Source organism: Stenotrophomonas sp. STEN020, from assembly GCF_056760195.1.
In genome coordinates, this window is record NZ_JBRREI010000052.1 from 1 (window position 1) to 24,552 (window position 24,552).

Below are 24,552 nucleotides of genomic sequence, written 5' to 3' on the forward strand. Positions count from 1 at the left end.
TGTTGTTGGTGGTGTGGTTTTCTTTGTCATCGTCCTTGCTCGCTCTGCTTCCCGCGCCACTAAATTTTCGTGGTTTTTTTTTTGTTGTGGTTTTACCGCCGGGAAGCCGATGACCTGTCCGATGCATCGCCGGTAGGGCTCCTGCCGAGCATGGCTCGGCACTACCGGGGCTCAGCGAACGATTGCGCCAACAGCCCTGTTTTCGGCATGCTCAGTCCATGACATCTCCTTCACGCTCGATCCACGTCGTGGCCGCCGTCATCACCGACGCGCGCGGTCGCATCCTGCTCAACCGGCGTACCGGCGATAGCGACATGGCCGGCCTCTGGGAATTCCCCGGCGGCAAGCGCGAGCCGGGTGAAACCTCGGAGCAGGCGCTGATCCGCGAGCTGCGCGAGGAACTGGGCATCGAGGCCGAGATCGGCGAGTGGGTGATCGACGTGCCGCAGATCTACCCGGACAAGCGCCTACGCCTGGAAGTGCGCCGGGTGCGCCATTGGAAGGGCACCGCGCGTGGCCGTGAAGGCCAGGCCATCACCTGGGTCACCCCGGACAAGCTGGCGCGCTATTCGATGCCGCCGGCCGACCTGCCGGTGGTGGCGGCGTTGCGCCAGCCCTGCCACTACCTGGTCACGCCCGAGCCGACCGAGGGCGAGGACGCCTGGCTGACGTCGATCGAAGCCGCCATCGCCGGCGGCATCCGCCGCATCCAGCTGCGCACCCCGATGGCAGCGCAGCGCGAAGCCTTGGCCAGGACCGTGGTGGAGCGCTTCGGCAAGCAGGTAGAAATACTGATCAATCGCGACATCGCCCTGGCCAGCGAGCTGGGCGTTGGCGTGCACCTGGGCAGCGAGCAGCTATTGCAGCTGCAGGCGCGGCCTCTGCCCGAAGCATTGCTGGTGGCCGCGTCCTGCCATGATCTTGCGCAGTTGCAGGCGGCACAGCAGCTGGGTTGTGACTTCGCGGTACTGGGGCCGGTGCAGGCCACCGCTACCCATCCGGAGGCCGTCAGCCTGGGCTGGGATGCCTTTGTGGAGCTGCGTGAGCGGGTCTCGCTGCCGATCTATGCGATTGGCGGCATGGCTGCTGGCGATGTTGAAACCGCACGTCGGCATGGCGCTTTGGGCGTCGCCGCGATTCGCGCGTTATGGCCGCAGGTCTGAGCAACTGACGGCGTCGAGCGTCGCGTTTACAGGGTGATCCAGAAGCAATTGTATTGGCGGCGCAGATGCAGGATGGTCCGCGTCGGCGTGGCGCTGCGCGGCAGGGTCTGCTCCAGGCGCAAAGCGATTGGACGACGAGGGCCGCTGCCGGCGTTGCTGATCGCCTGCACATCCGGATAACCACTGCTGCCGGCTGGCTGCGCGGGATCGACCGGGGTGCCATCGGTATAGGTGAACGGCTCGGGCGGCGCGGGAACATAGGCCGGTTCCTCCGGAAACACCGGTGCTATGTCGATCAGCGGCCGTTGCACGATCTCATCCAGCCTATCCATCACCCGGGTGGCGGCGGCGCTGGAAAGCCCATTCCAGAGATAGATGCCGGACAGTCGATTGGGATCGCGCGCATCGGCAGCCGATTGGATCTGTGCAACCAGCTCACTGAGCCGGCGCGCGCAGCTGTCGCGGTACAAGCCACTGCCGCCAACTGCGCGCGCGTCGGGTAGCAGGCGTGCGCGGGCACCCATTACTTCGCAGGGCTTGTCGCCATAGACGGTCTGGCCCTGCGCATTGGTACAGCGGTTGATCTTCTGCGCATGCGCATTGAAAGCCGCCAGGGCGGAGCAGGTGAGCAACAGGAGTAACAGCAAGCGCATCGGCCAAGGGTAGCGGTTGGCCCTGCGCGCAGGAAGTGATGAACGCTCAGCTTTTGCCGATGCGCTCCAAGACAGCATTGGTCGGCTTGGCCAGGTTGAGTGTGTAGAAATGCAGCGACGGCGCGCCGCCGGCAATCAGGCGCTCGCATAGCCCGGCAACCACGTCGGCGCCGAAGCTGCGAACCGACTCCGCATCGTCACCATAGGCCTGCATGCGCTTGCTGACCCAGCGGGGGATCTCGGCGCCGCATTGCTCGGAGAATCGACGCAGCTGACTGAAGTTGGAGATCGGCATGACGCCGGGAATGATCGGCACATCCACACCTAGCTTGCGCGCGGCATCGACGAAGTGGAAATAGGCGTCGGCGTTGTAGAAGTACTGGGTGATGGCGGCATCGGCACCGGCATCGATCTTGGTCTTGAAGTGCCGCAGGTCGGTCAATGCGTCGCTGGCCTGTGGATGGGTTTCCGGATAGGCGCCGACTTCGATACGGAAGGCATCGCCGTGCTCGGCACGAATGAAGGCGATAAGCTCGGAGGCGTAGCGCAGGTCGCCGGGGAAGCCCATGCCCGAGGGCAGGTCGCCACGCAGGGCGACGATGCGCTTCACCCCGATCGCGCGGTAGAGCTTGAGCAGCTCGCGGATTTCCTCGCGCGTACCGCCGACGCAGGACAGATGGGGGGCTGCCTGCAGGCCGTGGTGCTGGTTGAGATGACGCACGGTCTCGGAGGTATAGCTCAGGGTCGAGCCGCCGGCGCCGAAAGTACACGACACGTATTCCGGCGCGTGAGCCTTGAGCTTGGCGGCGGTGCGGTCCAGCTGGGCGCGCTGGTCGTCGGTCTTGGGCGGGTAGAACTCGAAGCTGAGCGCGGTCATCGGAAGCGGCCGGGTCTGACGGAATGCTGGCGATTATATCGCTCTATCAAGATGGATATGCAATTGTTTCAGCCGAGACCGCAGCAAGCCCGAGCAATCTCAGTGGGCGCCGCGGGCCGGGCGCTGCGGCAGCAGGGCGATGCAGGCAACGATGGCCAGCAGGAGCACGATCGTCGCGGTATAGCGGCTCAGGGCCAGGCCGCCGTGATCCAGGGGCTTGTCGAGGAAGTCGCCGACCACTGCGCCCAGCGGCCGGGTCAGGACGAAGGCCGCCCAGAACAGGGCGGTGCGAGAGATGCGGGTGTAGAAGTACAACAGCGCCACCAACGCCAGCAGTCCACCAAACAAGGCGATACCGCCGGTATAGCCCAGCCCCTGGGTATCTGCGGCCCAGTCGCCCAGCGCCGTGCCCAGGGTCTGCGAGAAGGTGATGGTCAGCCAATAGAACAGCTCGCTGCGCGGCGAATTGATCTGGGTGACCGAGATGCTGCCGGTGCTGCGTTGCCAGACGAACAGCGTGCTCAACAGCAAGGCGAGCAGCAGGGTGGTGCCGCCGGTATAGCCGATGCCCAGCGAGCGATCGACGTAGTCGGCCAGGGTGGTGCCGACCGTGGTGCTGGCAATGATGGCGAACCAATACACCCAAGGCCGGAAGTTGGGCGAGCGGATCTGCGCGAACACCGCGACCGCGAACACCGTTGCAAACAGCGCCGTACCGATCAGGTAGCCGAGGTTCATCGACATGGAGACGGCATCACCGCCGACTTCGCCCAAGGTAGTGGCGAGGATCTTGATGATCCAGAAACCGAGGGTGATGGCGGGGACTTTGCTGAGCGAATTGCTGAGTGAATCGGTCGGCGACATGGCAGTCATCTACGCGGGAGTGCAGCCACTGTCGGTGTGCTGTTGTCGGAGTGGCGTCGTAGATTTGTGTGCGATGAGCGGGATGTTCATTGCGGCACGCGGCCGTTCGCAGCGAGCGAGGGCTCCTGCCGAGCATGGCTCGGCACTACGCTCCCTCCCTTTGCCGCAGGCAAGGGGAGGGTTGGGGAGGGGGGCTTTTGCTCTTCAGCTATCGAACTTCCGCGCACCGCTTGAAGGCACAATCAGAAGCAGCAAGCCAAATGCGTTTGAACGCTGGGCTTTCCGCCAAGAGCACCCCTCCCCAACCCTCCCCTACGCCTTCGGCGCAGGGGCGGGAGCAGGGCTTTGCCGCTTTCGGCATGTCAGTAAACCGCAGCAAGCCTCCGGCTATGCCGGTTCTGGCAGCAACGCCCAGCCAGCAAAAACCACGCTCGGCTTAACATTCGGTTTGCGATGATCCAACGCCAGCGCCACTCCGGCGCCGCCTCAACTGGAAAGCCAGCATGAACGCATCCAGCGCCATCCGCCGCGACGTCGGCCCCATTGCCCTGATGCTTACCGGCTTGGGCTCGATCATCGGCTCGGGTTGGCTGTTCGGCGCCTGGCGCGCAGCCGGGCTGGCTGGGCCTGGTGCGATCTGGGCGTGGGTACTGGGCGCGGCGATCATCCTCACCATCGCTCTGACGTACGCCGAGCTGGGCGCGATGTTTCCCGAGTCCGGTGGCATGGTGCGCTACAGCCATTACTCGCACGGTTCGCTGGTCGGCTTCATCGCGGCCTGGGCCAACTGGATCGCCATCGTCTCGGTGATCCCGGTCGAGGCCGAGGCCTCGGTGCAGTACATGGCGTCGTGGCCATGGCAGTGGGCGCAGGACATGTACGTGCAGCAGCCCGGTGGAATGGGCGAACTCAGCCATGCCGGCCTGCTGATCGCCGCGGTGCTGGTGGTCGTTTATTTCCTGATCAACTTCTGGAGCGTGAAGCTGTTTGCGCACTCCAACAGCGCCATCACCATTTTCAAGCTGGTCGTGCCGGCGCTGACCGGCGTGGCCTTGATCGCCAGTGGTTTCCATGGCGAGAACTTCTCGGTTGGGTTGAAAGGGCCGGGCACGCCGATCCTGGATTTCTCCGCCATCCTTACTGCAATCGCTACCGCCGGCATTGTTTTCAGCTTCAACGGTTTCCAGAGCCCGGTGAATCTGGCTGGCGAAGCGCGCAATCCTGGCCGCAGCATTCCCTTCGCCGTGGTCGGTTCCATCCTGCTCGCAGCGGTGATCTACGTGTTGCTGCAGGTGGCATATATCGGTGCGGTGCCAAGTCAGATGCTGGCTGAGCACGGTTGGCATGGCATCGATTTCCGCTCACCCTTCGCCCAGCTGGCCTTGATCCTCAACCTGCATTGGCTGGCGATGCTGCTGTATGTGGATGCCTTCGTCAGCCCCAGCGGCACTGGCATGACGTATACCGCCACCACTGCACGCATGATCTACGGCATGCAGCAGAACGGCACCGCGCCGAAGGTGCTGGGCAACATCCATCCGCGCTGGGGCGTGCCGCGCCCGGCGATGTGGCTGAACCTGGCGGTGTCCTTCCTGTTCCTGTTCTTCTTCCGTGGCTGGGGCACGCTGGCGGCGGTGATCTCTGTGGCTACCGTTATCTCGTATATGACGGGGCCGATCAGCGTGATGTCGCTGCGTCGCACCGCGCCCAATCTGCATCGTCCGTTGCGGGTGATCGCGCTGCCGATACTGGCGGGTGTGGCCTTCGTGATGGCCACCGAGCTGCTGTACTGGGCACGTTGGCCGCTGACCGGCGAAATCATCCTGCTGATGGTTGTCGCCCTGCCTGTTTACATCTATTACCAGCGAAAGATTGGTTGGCATGACTTCGCTCGCCAGTTCAAAGGCGCGCTATGGCTGATCTGCTATTTGCCGTTGCTGGCATTGGTGTCATGGGCGGGTAGCACCGCTTTCGGCGGTGCCGGCTACCTGAGCTATGGCTGGGATCTGCTGGTGGTGGCTGCAATTGGAATCGTGTTTTATCTATGGGGCGTCAACTCCGGCTGGCGCACGCCGTCGATGGATGTGGCCGAGCAAGAGGCGCAAGCGCAGGCTTGAGCTTGGCAGCGAACGTCCACCGCAAGCAGGGGGCGTTGGGGTGCGATGGTTCCGGTCTTGGTACTGATCGTCGACAATGTCGCCCTCCTTTGTTGGAAGCGATGATGTCCATCTACCTGACGCCGTTTGCACGTACCCGTTTGTTTCCGCGCACGCCGCGCGCCAATACCATCCAGGATTGCAGCGCTGAAGAATTCGAGCAGCACTTGAACGAGCATGCTGCCGACAAGGTGCTCGATGGCTATGCGCCGTTCTGCAAGCTGCACATCTACAGGAACTGGACCAGCACCCGTTGCCTGACCGTTCCGGTAACCGAGCAGAACCGGCACCTGCTTCGTTCCGGCTACGAGGCGCGCAGCCGCGAGGAGCTGCCAGTATTGGTGCGCTGGTTCGAAGGCGTGGAGCCGGCGGTAGCCGATTACCTGGTCGTCATCCTCTACAGCCGCGAACAGCTGCAGAAGGAAGGCTCGCCGATCGAGGCCGATTGGGGCGTGGTCGGCTGTCTGTATACCGCGACTGCTGAAGAAATTCCGATGGCGCCAATCACCATGATGCGCAATGCGCTGGGTGTTGAAGAAGGTGGCTCCGGTGTGCCGATTGACCGTGCCGCCTATGCGCGAGCAGTGGAGTTCTGGGGCGCCAATGCAAACTGGCGTTGATTCGCTGCCAATCACTGCCAAGTTGGCCGGAATGTTTGCAATCAGTCGCTGGCACCTGCTGCTGGCGATGCTGGTGTTTTCGATGGAAGTGATCATCGCTACACGCCTGCCGCATGTGTCCTGGGTTCGTGCCTATCTCGGTGATGTGCTGGTGGTGATCCTGCTCTACGCAATGGTCCGTAGCGTTCTGCGCATCAATGACTACCTGGTACTGCTGATGGTGCTTGTATTCGCCTGCGGTATCGAATTCGCGCAGTACTACCATGTCGCAGAGCGTCTTGGTTACCTGCGTGGCGATGTGATGTACACGATCATCGGCAATACATTTTCGTGGGGCGACATCGTCTGTTACGCAGTAGGTTGCATGGCAACTGGCCTCATCGTGGCGCTATCACGCGTGTTTCATCGCATTCATCGTTGAAGCGCGGCGTGCTGCGCGTCTGCGCGAAATCACCATAGACGCGCCTTTAACATGCCTTAACAGCTGTTCGCGTAGAATGCTCGGGCTCAGCATCATTCAGCGTTTACGCACAGGCAACCTGCCTGTTGATGCTTGGACAGCCGGCACTACGCCTTACCGGGATGATCCCGGTTTTTTCTGTCCCTGACCGTTCCCGTGGCCTTGCCGCGGGGCATTCCTTCGTGCGCATTACGGCCTGCGCGAACTCATGCAAGCCAAGGCCAAGCACGTAATCAACTCAGTAACGGGAGGACTGGTCCTGTCATGTCTACAGGTGAATCCACTATCCGCAATGAGCCGCTGCAAATCGAAGACATCACCGTCATCGATAAGGCAAAAGTAAAAAAAGCAGTCACCGCCGCCGCGTTGGGTAACGCGATGGAGTGGTTTGACTTTGGTGTGTACGGCTTTGTCGCCTATGCCTTGGGCAAGGTGTTTTTCCCGGAAGCGTCGCCCAGCGTGCAGACCATCGCCGCGCTTGCAACGTTCTCGGTGCCGTTCCTGGTGCGTCCACTGGGCGGCGTGTTTTTTGGGGTCATGGGGGACAGATTTGGCCGGCAGAAAGTGCTGTCGGCAACCATCATCCTGATGGCGATCAGCACCTTCTGCATCGGCTTGATTCCATCGTATGAAAGCATCGGCATATTCGCGCCGATCCTGTTGCTGCTGTGCAAGTTGGCGCAGGGTTTCTCCGTTGGTGGTGAGTACACCGGTGCCGCGGTGTTCGTTGCAGAGTTCGCGCCGGACCGGAGGCGCGGCTTCCTCAGCAGCTGGTTGGACTTTGGCTCGATCATTGGCTTTGTCTCCGGTGCCGGCGTGGTGGTATTGCTGAGCAGCATCGTTGGCGAAGCGCAGTTCCTTGAGTGGGGCTGGCGTATTCCGTTCTTCCTCGCCGCGCCGCTGGGCTTGATTGGCCTGTACCTGCGCCATGCGGCGGAGGAAACGCCAGCCTTCACCGAGCAGCTGGAGCGGATGGAAAAGGAAGACCAGGATGCCGTGGGCAGCGCACCGCGTATCTCATTCAAGGAGATCGTGACCAAGTATTGGCGCTCGTTGCTGGTCTGCGTGGGCATCGTGCTGGTCACCAACGTCACCTACTACATGTTGCTGACGTACATGCCCACCTATCTTTCGCACAATCTGCACTACTCCGAAGACCATGGCGTGCTGATCATCATCGTGGTGATGGTGGGCATGCTGTTCGTGCAGCCCTTCGTTGGCATGGCCAGCGACCGCATTGGCCGCCGGCCATTCATTGCTGCTGGCAGTCTTGGTTTGCTGGTTGCTGCGATACCGGCGTTTCACTTGATCACCAGCGGCAATACCGGGTGGATCTTCGTCGGCCTGTTGTTGCTTGCGGTGTTGTTGAACTGCCTGATCGGCGTGATGGCCTCAACCCTGCCGGCCATGTTCCCAACGCGTGTGCGCTACAGCGCGCTGGCCAGTGCGTTCAACATCTCGGTGATCATTGCCGGTGTCACTCCGACGCTTGCGGCCTGGCTGGTGGAAACCACCGGTGACCTGATGATGCCGGCCTACTACCTGATGGTGGTGGCACTGATTGGTCTGGTAACCGCGTACTTCATGCACGAGACGGCCAACAAGCCGATGCGTGGTGACACGCCGAATGCGGGCAGCCGCCGCGAAGCGCGCGAGCTGCTGCAGGAGCAGTACGACCATATCGAGGCAAGTGTTGATGGCCTGGATGTTGAGATCAACGACATGCAGGACAAGCTTGCCGACCTTGAGCGCCGTAAGCAGGTACTGATCGATCGTCATCCAGACCTTGTCTGACAAGCTCCCTCCCTTGCACCGAAGGTGCAGGGGGCGGCGTTTGACTGTGTAGAGCCGAGCCATGCTCGGCTGGGGCTCTACCAGGAAAGCCTCTGCCGAGCATGGCTCGGCACTACCGCTTCGCCCCCTCCCTTTCGCGCAGCGAAGGGGAGGGTTGGGGAGGGGTGTTCTTCGCAAGAAACTCAACGCGCAGGCATCTCTGGTTTGCAGTCGCAGCCCGGGTAAGGGCAACGCGCCCGGGGGCCTTTGGCGATCTGAGAGACCACTAAATCCTTGTCCCGGGTGCGCTGCGCTTACCCGGGCTACGTCATTTCCGCTATCAATCCTTCACGTTGATCAGGAACGCAGATCAAACATTGCACCGAAAACGCAGCGCATTGAGCTGCGGGAAGCGCGCGATGATGGCGATGGCGTCCTTCCAGTGCGTCTCAAAGGCTTCGTCCGGCACCGGCAGAAATGCAGGGTCCACGCCGTTGAAGCGGAACTCAATTCCCCGATCAGGCAATAGCTGACGGGTTATGGCAGTCGGCGTGCGGCCGTTGCGCAGGTGCCAGACAAGTTCTTCAATCACGGTATTCCAGGCATCCACTTCAAGATCATCAATCCACTGCATGTGGCGGGTCCTTGGCTCGGTGGTAGTGCAGGGCAACGCGGGGCGGTGAAGTGCTGGGTACGGCTGAATCCGGATACGCGGTGACCGATCATCGCTCAAATGGGCTGGCACTGCGTTATCTGCGCTGTAGCGCTGTCCAAGCTCCCGGCCTACCGGCAAATCCATTGCATGTTCGGACATTCAAGAGGAATCTCAATTATCAATAGCTTCAAGGCCGGACAACGCGGCTGTTGAATCAGCTTTCTGGCAACGCAACGAAAGCAGTAACCGCTGAAACAAGACAGTTTTCGCGTATGCAAGGTGAAAGTTGCTGCGCACGGTCTAATGCGCTTTGTTCAAAGCGCAATGCCTGGGTTGTGAAAACCTGTTGTGACGACTTCTGGTAAATTCCGCGAAAGGAATCCGATTGGTGTCTGCAGATTGCAGACGGTCGTCACATCTGGAATAGGCATGGATAAGCTGAATAACCTTCTGGCACAGGTCGCTGTGCTGGGCAATGCGCAGCGTCAGTACCAATTGCAGTGCGCTGAACTTGGTAGCAACGTGGTCGAGCGGTGGTGGGGGCGTGATGCCTTGTCCGCACATGCATTGACCGAAGTGGACGTACTTTCCACCGATCAACACATCGACCTGGATGCACTGCTCGCCAAGCAGGCAGCGTTGCTGATCCGCACCGCAGATGGTGGCGAACAGCGACGCAGCGGTTTGATCGCATCGGCGCAGCGCATGGGCAGTGATGGCGGATTGGTGCGCTACCGCTTGTCACTCCATTCCTGGACCTGGTGGTTGCAGCACGCGCGCCATAGCCGGGTTTTCCAGGACAGCAATGTGCGGCAGATTGTGGATGCCGTTCTGCAGGACTATCCGGATCTTGCCAACTGGCGCTGGGCCGAAGGCTGCGATGAGTTTATTGCATCGCGCGTGCGCAGCTACTGCGTGCAGTACCGCGAAAGTGGCCTCGATTTCCTGCAACGGCTGCTGGCCGAGGAAGGCCTGGGTTGGCGGCTGTACCAGGACGAGCAAGCACCGTGCGGCAACAGCATGGAGATCTTCGCCGACAGCCAGACGCTGCCCGAGGATGCGGCCAGCGCCAAGGTTGGCGTGCGCTTCCATCGCGGTGATGCCACCGAGTCGAGCGACAGCATCCAGGCACTGGGCAGAAGCCGTGCCTTGGGCAGCACCCGCATCAGCCTGCTCAGCGACGATTACTGCACCGTGCGTGGCATCACCGCGCAATTGCCGATGGATGGCGGTGGTGAGCAATCGCAGCGCGAGAGCTACGATTCGGTCGGTGCCTACGCTTTCAGCAACGCCGCCACGGCAGCGTGGTACGCCAGGCTGCAAGCGCAGTCGCATGAAGTGCACAGCCGTACGTGGCTTGGGCAAGGCACCGTTCGTGGTTTCCAATCCGGTACCTGGCTGCAGGCGCTGCAGGCGCCGTTCTCCGCAGCACCAGAGTTGTTGCTGACCGAAGTGGAACACGCCGGCATCAACAACCTGCCCACCGATGTTCGGCAAGCGATGGATGACGCGCTGGGCAAGGCGCCGACCGGCGCAGCCGACGCAGCGCTATGGCAGCAGGCCGAGAAAGTGGGCTACGCCAACCGCTTCAAGGCTACCGAGCATGCAATGCCATGGCGGCCTGCATTGGTGGATGGAACCGGGCAGCGGCTCAACCCGCGCCCGACCGCGCCGGGTTACCAAACCGCACGCGTGGTTGCCTCGCATGGCGGCAAGGGCCAGGACGTTCACGCAGACAGCATGGGCCGCATCCGCGTCTGCTTCCATTTCCAGAATGGCGAAGCCGACACCACTTGGTTGCGCGTCGCACAGCGTTACGCCGGCCCCGGCGTTGGCGCACAGTTCCTGCCCCGCATAGGCCAGGAAGTGCTGGTGGGCTTTTTGGATGGCGATATCGATCGGCCCATCGTCCTGGGTGCGCTCTACAACGGCCGCGGCGAAGCCGGCATTGCACCCACACCGGCTGGCGCCAGCGCCAGTGACGACCGCAGCGCCTACGCTCAGGCCCGCGACGGCGCGACCAGCGCACAAGGCAACCTGAGTGGCGGCCACGCCCCGGCTTGGCACGCAGCGGGCGCAGGCGAGGATGCACACCGCAATCCCGGCGCGGTCTGGGGCATCCGCTCGCGCGAATGGGAAGGCGGTGAAGGCAGCAATCACCTGCTGTTTGATGACAGTGATCAACAGCTGCGCGTACAGCTGGCCAGCAGCCAGCAGACCTCGCAGCTGAGCCTCGGTCATCTGCGTCACCAGGCCGACAACTTCCTCGGCAGCCTGCGTGGCACAGGGTTTGAACTGCGCAGCGACGCCTGGGGCGCAGTACGGGCAAGCTCCGGTGCCTGGTTCAGCGCCTATGCGCGTCGCAGCAGCAGCCCGGCTGGCGAAGTAGTGCAGCCAGCGGCCTTGCTCAACCAACTGCAAAGCCTGAGCACCCGCTTCAATCAAGCCGCACGCACGCACCTGACCAGCACGCTGGTGATGAAGGAAGGCGCACGCAGCAAGGATCGCTCCAGCATCGTGCCGGATCAGGCGCCGCTGGCCGCCATGCTGGCCAGCGCCAAGACCACGGTCGCAGGCGCTGAGTTCGATGCTGCAAGCGGCGAAGCTGGGCAGCGCAAGGCAACAGCGGAGACTGACCGCGTCCCCCACAGCGGCGACCCGCTGCTGGGCTTTGCCGCTCCAGCAGGCATCGTGCACGTCGCAGGGCAGGCATTGCATTGGTCGGTAGGCGAAGGCCTGCTGCTGGCCAGTGGCGGAGACAGCGACACCGCTGTGATGGGCGATGCACGCCTGCATGCAGGGCAAGCCATCGGCATGTTGGCGTGTGCGGTTGAAGGCGGCGCAGGCGAAGGCAACGCGTTGAGCGTGGTTGCCGGTACCGGCGAGTTGAATGTGCAGGCCCAGCACGACGAAGTGCGCATGCAATCGAGGCAGGCATTACGCGCAGCCAGTGCGCAGGGTGTGGTGGAGCTTGCTGCGGGTAAGGCGATTCATATCGCTACGAGCGGTGGCGCGAGTGTGACGATCGAGGGAGGGAACATCAGCTTCAACTGCCCGGGCACGATTACTGTGCATGCGAGCAAGAAGTCGTTTGTGGGGCCTACATTTCTCTCGAAAGAGATGAACGAGTGGCCTCAATCGTCGTTCAATGAGAGTTTTTATGCGGAGTTTCAGGATGGGACTGTCGCCGCAGACTATCGTTATGAAATTTTGCGCGCGGATGGTGGGATTATACGAGGCGTGACGGATGCGCTAGGCCGTGTCCCTTTGCAGCGCGGTATTGGTCTTGAGTCGATGGAAATTAAGTTACTGGGGCCAAATAGGAAGGACGGTGAAGCATGAATGCTCCGGTGGATCCGAAGCGCGAAGCGCACGGGAAAACAAATAGGGATGGGGAAACCACCTTTGGGTGGAATTTGACATCAACAGCGCTACAGGATGCGGTAAGGCTGGTTGTCCCACAAAAAAATGTTCTGCCAGTAATTTTTGTCCCTGGAATTATGGGGTCAAATTTGAAGGAAAGAATAAATGGGGGGCAAGGGAGGCCTGTTTGGAGGCTGGACAAGGGCCTCGGAGAAAAGCCGATATCAGTTGTTACCCAATGGATGAGGAAATCTGCCGGAATACGTCAAAGTGTCCTGCATCCGCAGCGTGTCGAAGTGGATCGTGGGGGCGCGATTCCAAAAAGATTAGCTGGCGATATGGGGAGTTTCGAACAGTACAGGGAGCGTGGCTGGGGGGAGGTTGGTCAGGCTAGCTATGAAGAATTTCTGGTATGGCTGGAAGACAAGCTGAACAGAGAGCAGGCGATGACGGCAGCTGTCTATTGGAGAGATTTCAAGATTCCCGGTGCGATCGAGGCAGCCCCAACCGCGCCTGTTCAGATGGGATATAGAGCGCCTCAATTGCCAAGTGGGGTTGCGATGGAAATGCCCAGCTTGCCCCGTGGTGCGGAGAAGGGGGCGGTGGTCCCGATAACAACTGATGATCTTCTGCGACGCTCAAAATTCAGGATGCCCGTTTATGCATTTGGCTACAATTGGCTCGAAACTAATGAAATGGCGGCCAGGGAATTACGACGGCGAATCGATAGCGTAATTGCTGAAAACAACACTGGTGGCGCAGTTTGCAAACAGGTTGTGCTAATTACACATTCGATGGGTGGTTTGGTGGCGCGTGCGTGTCAGAGCCTCCCAGGAATGGAAAGAAAGGTGGCAGGAATTGTTCACGGAGTCATGCCTGCGTTAGGAGCGGCTGTAGCTTATCGGCGCTGTAAAGTTGGGATGAGGGATGAAGACGTTGGGGCCGGTTTTGCGATCGGAAACGACGGAAAGAAAGTTACTGCGGTTTTTTCGCAGGCGCCTGGGGCACTGCAGTTATTACCGAATTCGAGCTACAGGCGTCAATGGTTGAGTGTGGAAGAGGCTGGCGGGAAAGCGTTGAATGTTCAGCCCGTAAATAATCCTTACGATGATATCTATCTTCGCCGCGATCGGTGGTGGGGTTTGGTCCGAGAGGAATGGCTTCGTCCTGAGGGAGGGGTTCCGCTTAGTTGGGAACAATACGCTACAAATATTGGGGCGGCGAAGTTATTCCATCAGCGGCTAATTAATTCCTACCATAGGAATACTTACGTTTATTATGGCGGTGGTTCTGATAAGCCGAGTTTCGAGGCTGTGAAATGGGTAGTTAGGGATGATACCAATGCATATTTGGATCCAAGCAAGGATCGGCCGGATACGACGACAGTTGGGCGCCTTGGTTTTGGCGACGTGTCTGACCAAGGTGTTGGCCCTATTTACATAAGGGAGGTGTTGACTGCTGAGCAACGCCAGGGGGCGTACCCGCGACAACCGTTGAGTTACTGGAGAATTGAATGTGCAATGCAGGATGGGGCAGGCGATGGTACGGTCCCGCTTTCCTCTGGCCGGGCTCCAATGGAGTTGGGAGCGGATTGCGTTCGTCAGCAGTTTAGATTGAGTGGATTCGCGCACGAAGAGTCTTACCGTAATCGCGATGCGCAATACGTAACTCTATATGCACTTATGAAAATAGCTGGAGAGGCGGAGGTGCTCTAATGAAAGAGTCAATTATCGCGCTTTCGATGTTGTTATTGGGTTTCACTTTATCTGGATGTGGCGAGCCTAGTGCTAAGGAGAAGGAAGTGATAGATGAGTTTACTCGGGATATGAGAGAAGACTGTCTCGGGCGGATGGTCATAGCTGTTCCTCGCCGATTTCAGTGGTCCCCATTCGCGATGGTTACACTTTACTATGGGAACGGTAGTGATTTTCGAACCGTAGAAGTTTCAGTTGTTGATCAGAATGTTGATCTGGGTATGTTCGATCATCGTGTAGGCGAGCGAGTTAGTTCAATAAAGTCCGATATTAGCTTGGAGTCTGGTGCGTCGATTTTTAGGGGGGAGAGCAAAATCAGAGAGGGCGTTCGATTGGTTGAGCGGTATCAAAGTATAGAAACCACTCGTGCAGTTACCTATGAGGCGCACGTTCTGATCGGCGGCGTGCAAGTGTTCATAAAGGGAGACTCCTATCCGAGCGATGGTGACACAGTATCCAGTCGCGTGGAGAAGTTAGTGGATCAGATAGAAGTGGCGAAAGCAGGCAATGGTGCTAAAGAAGGTGCTTTTTGCCTCGGACCGCTGCTGATTAGTTCGACCCAAGATTACGAAGTGTCAAACTTTCAGACATCGCCGGGGCGTGGCCAAGAGGGGGTGTTGTTTGAGTTCTATACCAGCAGCATGGAGAAGTCGGGGTCGGGCGAGACATTGGTCAGTCGAGTCGAAGAGGCATCTGAATTTTTGGGGAGAGGAATGACTGTTCTCCGAAAGGGGGCTGTCTCTGTCGCAGGCGAAGAGGCGGAGCAAGCGCTTGTGCGAGTCGAGGAACTTGAAGGACGTCATTCTTTGTCCTTCGGGTTGTGGTCAATGCGAGCGTCCCCAAGCTTGTCCATGCCTTCTTTTGTACTATCGATGAGTACGGTGACTGAAATTTCGAGCGAAGACGTGAGCTTGGAGAATACAAACCCGATAGCATATGAAACTCCTCGCGGTCTGCCATCAGGTAAGTCCCCAGTCAAGTTTGATTCGAAGTTGACTGACAAGGAAGCTATGGGTTTGTGGGATGCAGTCGTTACTACCATTCGCCCGCGATAATGATTTCATCCTGCTTGGGGGTTGTGAATTTCTCCCTCCGGAGATGACTGTTTCAGGTCGAAGTATTTTTACTTTAACCGCGAGCCGCAGCGCCTCGGTTGTTCGGACTATGTTGGATTTGACTGAGCTTCGAAGCCTTGGAAGAGAGAGGTGTCGAGCCAGTCGACCTGTTCGCAGCTAGTTTGCTCAAGCTTGGTGTATTGAGGAAGGAGGAGGTGCAGCAATTCCAGATGCGCGCGGACAAGGTTGAAAAGAGCGCGCTGATCCGGAAGTTGCATGAGCAGTTGGACACCGACAGCAACGGGCACATCAGCAAAGCTGAGATGCTAGCGGCGAGCCGACAGCCAATGTTGTTGCAAGCCCTGAGTCGCCTGATCGTGCGCTACGAAAGCGAGTGGGGTGGTGCCGATGACAAATGGAATGCGCTGGACCCGCTGATGCTGGACGGAACACCAGAGTGGCAGGCCGAAAAAATTCGGATAGGCCAGCTGCGCTGGTGGGCGGATGTTGCCGGCAAGGTAAATGGGTTTCCAGCGAAGCCGGATGTCTACCATCTTCATCCGATTGGAATTCTGAGTAACTTCCATTCCCCGTTGAAAGTTCAAGAAAGCAACGATGATGGAGTTGTACACAAGAGCGGGGCAGACTGGCACTCGAAGTTCCCTGCCAGCAGGAGCATCGCTGATCTTGTGGAGCCATTTCAAAGTAATGTTCGTAGGTTTGTAGCGGCGCTCGAAGCGGGTGGGGTGAAGGTGACTATTTCGAACACGCTTCGTCCGCCGCAGCGATCATACTTGATGTACTACGCCAAAGAAATCAGCGACGGCTTGTCTCCAGATAAAGTTCCTCCGTTTGAGCCGCAGAACGGAGATGCACCAGTTAGGATTGATTGGCTACATTTGAATGAGCTCGGGCAGCCGGATATGGCGAAAGCGAAGGAGGCAGCGCGGCTAATGCATAGGCTATATAGAACTCAAGACGCCGTCGCAAAGCCATATAGGTCAAATCATAATCGTGGGGATGCCATTGATATGAGGTTCGATCCTAGCTGGGGTTTGGGGAAGACGGTTGTTGATGCAAGTGGTGCTAGTGTCCTGATAGGGGGGAAGCGTGGGATTATTGGTGTGGGCCACAGTTTCGGAGTAGTTCACTGGAACCATGCTGGCGAGAAAAGAAAAAAAGATGATCCGCATTGGTCAGCGACAGGGAACTAAAATGCGAAGAATTATGTATTTCCTTTTGCTGGTCGTAAGTTTTGGTTTGGTGCTTTCGTGCCAATCGCGAAATGACTCTCAACTGGGGGGGCGGGAAGCGCCCGGTGGCGGTACGTCAAGCGGTGGTGCGACTGAGGTTGAGCCAGTTGTTTTCTCGCCCGACCAAAAGATCGGCGGAGCGCAAGAACTTCAAGAGGGTAATGCGGGTACGCTGATCGGAGGTTGGCGGTCGGTGGGGACCGAGTTGGATTATCGAAAAAACTATTTCTTCGGCATGCTGCCGTCGATTCCCGTGCAGGGTGAGCGCTTTGCGGCCTATGATTTGGTTGCAAATCGAGTTGTTTGCTGTGCCGTGGTCGAAGGTGGTGAATTGAGCGAAACCTATCTTAGTGAGAAACTTTACATTCCCGGGGCGTGGGTCAATGATCTAGTAAATAACTGGAATTTGGATGCGGCTCCTTATAGGCCTAGAGTTGTGGAACTCAAGTTAATAGATGCTCTTGGTAGCTATGACTTTCCCGTAGATAAGCGTCAAGTCGATGGAATATCGATGACGCGTGGCGGGGGGCTCGGCGGATTGCTGCTGCCAGAGAACAGTGAGGTTGTCGGGCGGGCTAAGTTGCATATAGATGGCCATGTCTACACAGTAGACTGGAACGGTCATTTGTTAGCTGACGACGATGGTGTTGTGCATACCTATGTGCTCAAATCGGACGATGGCGAAACGTTCAGTGTTGAGGTTCCATATGGAACAAATTGAGCTCCGACCCGTTATTGATTGAGTTAGCATGCGGCAGGCTGTGTGTCTGGATTGGGAGGGTAACTTTTCTTGAGGTTGTGCCCAATAAATGTGCGCTGACCTAAAAAGCGTTTCGACTCGATTTTGCACGACCTTCATCTGCGGCGTATCAATCCGGAAATGCCGAATCACAAGCCGACACCACCGTCAACGCAGTCAGAGACAGAGGCAGCGACTCTGCTCCCTCCCTTTCGCATAGCAAAAGGGAGGGCTGAGGAGGGGGGGTGAGGCTGTGCACGCGTGCAACAACCCCCTCCCAACCAAGAGAGATCATGAAGATCGTCAAAGCAATATGTATCACCTCCGTAGCGCTACTCGGGCCAATCGCTTGCGACGCAGCGACGCCGGCGCCCGCGTCATGCCAAAGCAGGCGGCGGGCGCGTCCCGCACGACGACGATCCACTGCTCGGCTTCGCTGCACCCGCAAGCCGTTGCGCCTCCAATCGTTTAAGCGGAGGTTCTGTGTTGAGACTAAACTTTAAGCCTTTTTTAAAGTCTCTATTTGAAGCTCGGTCACACGAAGGACTGGTTATTCTCCTCATTGGTCTTTTGGGGGCGCTCGCAGCATGTCAGGCAAGTGAGAAAGACGGGTCCCAGTTTGCGCCTGATAAAATTGGGCTAAGTCTGTCCGGTTTGAACTATACAGATATGCCAATTGGATCAATCTATGTAAATGGATCTTGGGGTGGAGCGGTTCAGCCGTACAATAACGGCAACGGTTCTGCGGGAAGTGTTGCGTTGCCTTATCCTTGGAAACCTGGAACGAAGGTGACAGTAAAATGGAGTGATGACGCACTGTATGTGCGTGATAAGCATTCTTTGTATGCAGAAGAGGTTGAAGTTCCTCCGTATTCGATGATCAACTCGGGTTATTTGTGGGTTGCATTCTTTCCAGGTCGGAAAATTAAGGTTTATGCCTCTGGTTATTACCCTGGTCACTTGAATTTCCCCGATCGATTGCTGACCCCGGCGGAAACATGCAAACGTGATCCAGAGTGCATGGATTGGTATCGAAGCAAGGCGCCGCCAAGGGCAGGTCATTACTAGTCGAGGTACAAATTTTTTGCTGGCCAGGCGTGACCAGCTGGATGCGAGCGGCTTTTGATATCAAATGCTCACGAGGTGATCGGGGGCATGGACGTCAACGACAGATGTCCGGCGTAGCCAATGCTGAAACTGGCTGCTCCGCTTCTGCAGGCTGCGTGGGCATCCCTAGTCGAGGTGACGAGACGCAAGTGTAGTGATCCGATGGATTGTTGGTGGGCGGTCCGCTGGCGTTGTATCCGCTTGGACCGGTGGTACGACGTGACTAGATGGATGTGTTAGCTGTCGCGAAAACGTGATGTTGGTCGCTCAAATCGCAAACATTTGGTGTCAGCACATTTGTGAACAGGCTAAATGCCTCCCTGTTTGCGTACAGCAAACCCAGTGATTCCGGCAGATTCCCCGCTGTTTCCACCAATCCGACCCCTCCAACCCGTAACGCGGGCTATAGGAAAGTTCTGATAGATTCGGTCTGGGGGATCCTACCGCGTCTGCTGAATGGCAGACGGGAAACGCATTGGGTTGGCATGGATAAGCTGAATAGCCTGATGGCGCAGGTGGCTGCGCCGAGTGATGCACAGCGTCAGTATCAATGGCGATGCTCGGGATTTGGCGGGGGCATGGTCGAACGCTGGTGGGGCCGCGATGGCCTGTCTGCGCACGCGCAGACGGATGTGGATGTGCTGTCCACCGATCAAGGCGTTGCGCTGGATGCGTTGCTTGGCACCCAGGCGGTGCTGGTGATGCGCATGGCCGATGGTGGCGAGCAGCAACGCAGTGGTCTGGTTGCGCACGCACAGCGCATGGGCAGTGATGGCGGACTGGTGCGCTATCGCGTGTCGCTGCGATCGTGGACCTGGTGGCTGCAGCATGCGCGGCACAGCCGTGTGTTCCAGGACAAGAGCGTGCGCGAGATAGTCGACGCCGTGCTTGCCGACTATCCGGACCTGGCCAATTGGCGCTGGGCCGAAGGCTGCGATGAATTCATTGGTACGCGCGTGCGCAGCTATTGCGTGCAGTACCGCGAGAGCGATCTGGATTTCCTGCAGCGGCTGTTGGCCGAGGAAGGGCTGGGTTGGCGCCTGTACGCCGAAGAACAATCAACTTGCGGCAACGGCATGGAGATCTTCGCCGATAGCCTGGGCCTGCCGCAGGACGCCAGCAGCGCCGCAGGCGGCGTGCGCTTCCATCGCAGTGATGCCACCGAATCCACGGACAGCATCCAGATGCTGGGCCGGCGCCGTGCCCTTGGCAGCACCAGCCTGAGCCTGCTCAGCGATGATTACCGTCAGGTGCGCAGCATCAGCACGCAGCTGCCCTTGGACGGCGGCGGTGAGGCCTCCAAGCGCGAAAGCTATGACGTTGTTGGCGCATATGCCTTCAGCAATGCCGGTGCGGCCGATTGGTATGCGCGCTTGCAGGCGCAGGCGTATGAAGTCCATGGCCGCAGCTGGCAGGGTCAGGGCACGGTGCGTGGTTTCCAGTCCGGTACATGGCTTGAGGTGCAACAGGCGCCGTTTGCGACCGCGCCCGAGTTGTTGCTGGTGGAGGTGGAGCACGCGGGTATCAACAACCTGCCGACTGATGTACGCAAGGCGATGGACGATGCCTTGGGTAGCACGCCGATGGCAGAGACCGATGCCGGGCTGTGGCAGCAGGCTGAGAAAGTGGGCTATGCCAATCGCTTCAAGGCAACCGAGCGGAACTTGCCGTGGCGGCCGGCGCTGGAAGATGGCAACGGTCATCGGCTGAATCCACGGCCGACCGTGCCGGGCTATCAGACCGCGGTGGTCGTCGCGGGGCAGGGCGGCAACAGCAAGGACGTGCATGCCGATAGCCTTGGCCGGATTCGGGTGCGTTTCCACTTCCAGGATGAGCAGGGCGGCACCACCTGGCTGCGGGTAGCCCAGCGCTATGCGGGCCCCGGTGTTGGCGCGCAGTTCCTGCCGCGTATCGGCCAGGAAGTGCTGGTCGGTTTCCTTGAGGGTGATATCGACCGTCCCATCGTGTTGGGCGCGCTGTACAACGGCCGTGGCGAAGCGGGCGTTGCGCCCACGCCCGCTGGTGCCAGTGCCGACGCCGATCACAGCGCCTACGCGCAGGCGCGCGATGGCACGGCCAGTGCGCAGGGCAATCTCAGTGGTGGCCATGCACCGGCCTGGCATGCGGCAGGCGCCGGCGACGATTCGCACCGCAATGCGGGCGCGGTGTGGGGCATTCGTTCGCGTGAGTGGGACGGCGGCGAAGGCAGCAATCATCTGCTGTTTGATGACAGCGACCAGCAGCTGCGTGTGCAGCTGGCCAGCAGCCAGCAGACCTCGCAGCTGAGCCTTGGACATCTTCGCCATCAGGCCGACAACTTCCTCGGCAGCTTGCGTGGCACCGGCTTCGAACTGCGCAGTGATGCCTGGGGCGCGGTGCGTACAACGTCGGGCGCCTGGTTCAGTGCCTATGCGCATCGCAGCAACAGTCCGGCGGGCGAAGCCGTGCAACCGGCGGCCCTGCTCAATCAGTTGCAGGCCTTGAGTACACGCTTCAATCAATCTGCGCGCACGCATCTGACCACTGCGTTGGCGATGAAGGAAGGCGCACGCGGCAAGGACCGCTCCAGCATCGTGCCAGACAAGGCGCCGCTGGCAGCGATGCTGGCCAGCGCCAAGACCACGGTTGCCGGTACGGAATACCAAGCTGCCAGCAGCGAAGCCGAGCAGCGGCAGGCAAGCGCCGGTGAGGGCCGGGTACCGCATAGCGGTGATCCGCTGCTGGGGTTCGCGGCGCCGGCTGGCATTGTCCATGTCGCTGGGCAGGCACTGCACTGGTCGGTCGGCGAAGGCCTGCTATTGGCCAGCGGCGGTGACAGCGATACCGCAGTGATGGGCGCTGCGCGGCTGCATGCAGGTCAGTCCATCGGCATGCTGGCCAGCGCGGTGGAAGGCGGAACCGACGGCGGCAATGCCTTCAGCGTGGTGGCCGGCACCGATGAGTTGAACCTGCAGGCGCAACACGACGAAGTACGCATGCAAGCACGGCAAGCACTACGCGCAGCCAGTGCACAAGGCGTGGTGGAACTCACTGCCGGCAAGACTTTGCATATCGCCACCTCCGGTGGCGCCAGTGTCACCATCGAAGGCGGCAACATCAGCTTCAACTGCCCGGGCAAGATCACCGTGCACGCGAGCAAGAAGAGTTTCCTCGGCGGCACCCATCTGTCCACCGAGATGAACAGCTGGCCAGATCCGCAGTTCGATGATGTCTATGTAGTACGGCACCGGGCCACGGGCGATCCCATGCCCAACACGCGGGTGCAGATCACCCGCGGTGATGGTGGCCGCAGCGAGCTGGTCACCGATGCACAGGGGCGCCTGCCGCGGCAGCGCGGGCAGGGTATCGATGAGGTGCTCATCAAGGTTCTGGGGAAGGTCTAGCGCATGGAAGAGAAACAGGAAGTTGTGCTGCCCAGCGGAGACTGGGACGAGGATGGCCGGCCGGTCGCACGTGCGCGGCTTACCCAGGTCAAGGACAAACGCGACAAAGTGGTCGAGGCCGATACCGATGCGGTGATTCCGGTCATCTTCCTGCCCGGCATCATGGGTACCAACCTGAAGTCGAAGATCACCGGTGACCCGGTGTGGCGGCCGCCGAACACCGACGGTGTCGGCGCGGTGCTGGGTGCGATCGGGCAGATGTTCGTGTTCCTGTTCCGTGGCGCCGCCACGCGGCAACGCTTGTTGAATCCGTGGACCTCGGAAGTGGATGACCGCGGTTCGCTCGATGCGGAAGGCACCATTCCCGAGGCGCTGGCACGCGAGCGTGGCTGGGGCCAGTTGATGCGCTCGGCTTACAACCCGGTGATGGCCGAGATGCACCGCAAGCTCAATGACCTGATGTCGGCAGGCAAACTGCAGCCATGGTGGGCCGAAGATGGCGCACGCGCGCCGGCCGAGTACGGCGAGATGGTCGGCGGCAATGCTGCGCTCACCTTGGAACAGGCCAAGCACGCGGCACACTACCGCTTCGAAGTCTGGTCCGGTGGCTACAACTGGCTGCAGAGCAATCGCTTCTCGGCCCAGGACATCATCGCGCGCATCGATAACGTGATCCTGCCGTACTACGCCACGCGTGGTATCAACGCGCAGAAGGTATTGCTGGTCACCCATTCCATGGGCGGACTTGTAGCGCGGGCGGTATCGCAGGTGTCGAACTACGGCAAGCTGCTGGGTATCTCCCATGGCGTGATGCCGGCGACGGGCGCAGCGGCGACCTACCATCATTGCCGCGCCGGTTATACCGGTGCATCCAGCATCATTCTCGGTCGTGATGCCGGGGAAGTGGTAGCTATCCTGGCCAGGTCGGCCGGTGGTCTGGAGCTGTTGCCTGCTGCTGACTACAACGAGGGCAAGGCGTGGCTTCAGCTGGGCGACGAAGGCCCAAAGCTGCCTGTTGGCGGTGATCCTTACAGTGAGATATATCTCAACACCAAGTGGTATGGGTTGGTCCCCGAGGGCAATACCGAATTGCTTGATCCAAGTGCGCCGACAGCGGCGGCTGCATCAGCGCGCGAGGAAGAAGATGGCCCAGCGCTTACACCGCGTACCAACTTCCAGATCATTCTCGAAGGGGTGAAGGACTTCCATAAGGACATCACTCGCAAATACCACAAGCCGACTTTCGCGCACTACGGCGATGACGCCAAACAGCTCGCCTGGGGCTCACTGACCTGGAGCGGCGGCAGCATGACCGGAGTGGATTCGGTGACGCCGGTGTCGGACAACCGCAACGGCAAGATAAAGCTGCAGGATGCGGTTGGTGTGATCAAGCTGGAGATTGCCGACCCCACCGATCCCGGTGATGGCACAGTCCCGGCGTGTTCAGGTGCGGCCCCCAAAGCTGAGGTCGCAGGATGTTTCCGCCAAGGCAGTTTCGGCACCGGGCAGTACGCATTGAAGGGAAAAAAAGGCTATGACCATCAAGGCAGCTACAACGACGAGCGCACCCGCTGGGCAACCCTCTATGCCGCCGTGCGGTTTGCGCAAAGCGCGGACTGGGCATGAGGCGTTGCACGCGATGACGCGCAGGCCGTTGTTGCATGGCTTTTTGGCGGCAGTACTACTGACCTTTGCCTCAGGCGGCGTTGCCGGCGCGGCACCGAAACAACAGGGAAGCGAAATGAAGACTTTGTGCGTTGGGCGATTCCTGCTGGATGTAACTCCCTATACCGCGATCCAGCCTGGTTACGTGTACGCACGCAAGAAGGTGGAGACGAGTACCGGCGTATCTGCGGACGCCTTCCGTCAGCGGGTGGCTGCGCGCATCGCTGCGCTGAAGGCCGCGCGGCATCGTGCGGGTGAGTCCATGTCGGTCAGTGAAACGCGCTTTGACGATGATGCGGTGTTGGTGACGTCCTGGCTCAGCGAGAGTAGCCGCGCCGGTCATCGCCAAGAGCTATACGTGCTGGACCCAACGCACAACGTGCAATACCTGGTCAGTGGCGAGACCGAGGCCGCGAAGTTGCCTGCTGCCATCGAGAACTACCGCGTACTGCGACCGAGGATCAGCTATCGCGATCCCAACACCATTCCGACCGCCGCGGGCTTCTGCATTGATTCGGGCTTCATTGCAGGCAGCCGCATCAATAGCGAGGAAATGACGATTGGGCTGCGTCCGCGTGCCTATCCCGGTGCACGCATGACGCTGATGTCCTATGTCACCGGCAAGCCCGACCAGCCCTTGCTGCAGCGTGCTTCCGACTTGCCGCCGGAGTATGCAGAGGCTGCCGCGCGGATGCGCAATCTGCGCCGCGGAGAACGCAACGTCGGGCCGATCCAGGGGCAGGAGATACTTGCTCATGCAGAAGGTGGCGACCGCAAGATGTATGCCTTCCTGTGGGAATCGCAGGGCCGCCCGGAGTCATTGCAGTTCCCGTTCCTGTCGTTGCAGTTGCTGACCGAAGATAAGCCCGAAACGCCGGCGTTCCGCGATGATTCTCAGGCGCTGTGGCTATGGGACAAGGTGCTGGGCAGTCTGCGTCTGCGTCCCGGTGCAATCTAGGTTCCTCTTGATTGTGGGAACGGCGTAAGCCGTGAAGCAGATGGTGCTGGAAGT

General features: G+C 59.7%; 18 protein-coding genes. 14 read left to right on the forward strand and 4 right to left on the reverse strand.

Annotated elements, in window-relative coordinates; translation table 11 throughout:
* The first annotated feature begins 218 nt into the window (after window positions 1-218).
* On the forward strand, window positions 219-1,163 hold the full coding sequence (locus ACVOLZ_RS17770; RefSeq protein WP_481517267.1) for a Nudix family hydrolase: 945 nt from the start codon (window positions 219-221) through the stop codon (window positions 1,161-1,163).
* A 26-nt stretch (window positions 1,164-1,189) separates the two neighbouring features.
* On the opposite strand, the gene ACVOLZ_RS17775 is transcribed toward ACVOLZ_RS17770, so the two are convergent.
* The 3 genes from ACVOLZ_RS17775 to ACVOLZ_RS17785 form a co-directional block, all read right to left on the reverse strand.
* Window positions 1,190-1,816 (reverse strand): DUF4124 domain-containing protein, encoded by a 627-nt coding sequence (locus ACVOLZ_RS17775; RefSeq protein WP_481517268.1) that lies wholly within the window; start codon window positions 1,814-1,816, stop codon window positions 1,190-1,192.
* A gap of 46 nt (window positions 1,817-1,862) precedes the next feature.
* On the reverse strand, window positions 1,863-2,693 hold the full coding sequence (metF, locus tag ACVOLZ_RS17780; protein WP_481517269.1) for a methylenetetrahydrofolate reductase [NAD(P)H]: 831 nt from the start codon (window positions 2,691-2,693) through the stop codon (window positions 1,863-1,865).
* Between the two features lie 99 nt (window positions 2,694-2,792).
* Window positions 2,793-3,557, reverse strand: coding sequence for a COG4705 family protein (locus ACVOLZ_RS17785; RefSeq protein WP_481517270.1), 765 nt, complete (start codon window positions 3,555-3,557; stop codon window positions 2,793-2,795).
* Window positions 3,558-4,060: 503 nt separating this feature from the next.
* On the opposite strand from ACVOLZ_RS17785, the gene ACVOLZ_RS17790 reads away from it, so the two are divergent.
* From ACVOLZ_RS17790 to proP, 4 genes are all read left to right on the forward strand, one after another.
* Window positions 4,061-5,674, forward strand: coding sequence for an APC family permease (locus tag ACVOLZ_RS17790; protein ID WP_481517271.1), 1,614 nt, complete (start codon window positions 4,061-4,063; stop codon window positions 5,672-5,674).
* A 104-nt stretch (window positions 5,675-5,778) separates the two neighbouring features.
* Entirely contained in the window at window positions 5,779-6,333 is a 555-nt protein-coding gene (locus tag ACVOLZ_RS17795) for a DUF3228 family protein (protein ID WP_481517272.1), read from the forward strand.
* Window positions 6,334-6,364: 31 nt separating this feature from the next.
* Window positions 6,365-6,754 (forward strand): ribosomal maturation YjgA family protein, encoded by a 390-nt coding sequence (locus ACVOLZ_RS17800; protein ID WP_481517273.1) that lies wholly within the window; start codon window positions 6,365-6,367, stop codon window positions 6,752-6,754.
* A gap of 303 nt (window positions 6,755-7,057) precedes the next feature.
* A complete protein-coding gene (gene proP / locus ACVOLZ_RS17805; protein ID WP_481517274.1) occupies window positions 7,058-8,587 on the forward strand; it encodes a glycine betaine/L-proline transporter ProP in 1,530 nt (509 codons plus the stop codon).
* A 349-nt stretch (window positions 8,588-8,936) separates the two neighbouring features.
* Here proP and ACVOLZ_RS17810 read toward each other — a convergent pair whose 3' ends face one another.
* On the reverse strand, window positions 8,937-9,200 hold the full coding sequence (locus tag ACVOLZ_RS17810; RefSeq protein ID WP_481517275.1) for a hypothetical protein: 264 nt from the start codon (window positions 9,198-9,200) through the stop codon (window positions 8,937-8,939).
* A gap of 450 nt (window positions 9,201-9,650) precedes the next feature.
* Here ACVOLZ_RS17810 and ACVOLZ_RS17815 point away from each other — a divergent pair, with 450 nt between their 5' ends.
* The 9 genes from ACVOLZ_RS17815 (at window position 9,651) to ACVOLZ_RS17855 (ending at window position 24,498) form a co-directional block, all read left to right on the forward strand.
* Window positions 9,651-12,563 carry a type VI secretion system Vgr family protein gene (locus ACVOLZ_RS17815; RefSeq protein WP_481517276.1) on the forward strand — a complete coding sequence of 971 codons (2,913 nt, stop codon included), beginning with the start codon at window positions 9,651-9,653 and terminating at the stop codon, window positions 12,561-12,563.
* Window positions 12,560-14,299: an esterase/lipase family protein gene (locus ACVOLZ_RS17820; RefSeq protein ID WP_481517277.1), complete on the forward strand. Its 1,740-nt coding sequence runs from the start codon at window positions 12,560-12,562 to the stop codon at window positions 14,297-14,299. Before ACVOLZ_RS17815 ends, ACVOLZ_RS17820 begins: the two co-directional genes overlap by 4 nt.
* Window positions 14,299-15,393 carry a T6SS immunity protein Tli4 family protein gene (locus ACVOLZ_RS17825; protein ID WP_481517278.1) on the forward strand — a complete coding sequence of 365 codons (1,095 nt, stop codon included), beginning with the start codon at window positions 14,299-14,301 and terminating at the stop codon, window positions 15,391-15,393. Before ACVOLZ_RS17820 ends, ACVOLZ_RS17825 begins: the two co-directional genes overlap by 1 nt.
* A gap of 137 nt (window positions 15,394-15,530) precedes the next feature.
* A complete protein-coding gene (locus ACVOLZ_RS17830) occupies window positions 15,531-16,607 on the forward strand; it encodes a hypothetical protein (RefSeq protein ID WP_481517279.1) in 1,077 nt (358 codons plus the stop codon).
* On the forward strand, window positions 16,576-17,367 hold the full coding sequence (locus ACVOLZ_RS17835; protein WP_481517280.1) for a hypothetical protein: 792 nt from the start codon (window positions 16,576-16,578) through the stop codon (window positions 17,365-17,367). Before ACVOLZ_RS17830 ends, ACVOLZ_RS17835 begins: the two co-directional genes overlap by 32 nt.
* A gap of 501 nt (window positions 17,368-17,868) precedes the next feature.
* Window positions 17,869-18,453: a DUF3304 domain-containing protein gene (locus ACVOLZ_RS17840; RefSeq protein ID WP_481517281.1), complete on the forward strand. Its 585-nt coding sequence runs from the start codon at window positions 17,869-17,871 to the stop codon at window positions 18,451-18,453.
* Between the two features lie 524 nt (window positions 18,454-18,977).
* Window positions 18,978-21,875 carry a type VI secretion system Vgr family protein gene (locus tag ACVOLZ_RS17845; protein ID WP_481517282.1) on the forward strand — a complete coding sequence of 966 codons (2,898 nt, stop codon included), beginning with the start codon at window positions 18,978-18,980 and terminating at the stop codon, window positions 21,873-21,875.
* A gap of 3 nt (window positions 21,876-21,878) precedes the next feature.
* Window positions 21,879-23,501, forward strand: coding sequence for an esterase/lipase family protein (locus ACVOLZ_RS17850; protein WP_481517283.1), 1,623 nt, complete (start codon window positions 21,879-21,881; stop codon window positions 23,499-23,501).
* A 115-nt stretch (window positions 23,502-23,616) separates the two neighbouring features.
* The gene (locus ACVOLZ_RS17855) at window positions 23,617-24,498 is read left to right on the forward strand and encodes a T6SS immunity protein Tli4 family protein (RefSeq protein WP_481517284.1); all 882 of its coding nucleotides are present in this window, start codon (window positions 23,617-23,619) and stop codon (window positions 24,496-24,498) included.
* Window positions 24,499-24,552 lie beyond the last annotated feature (54 nt).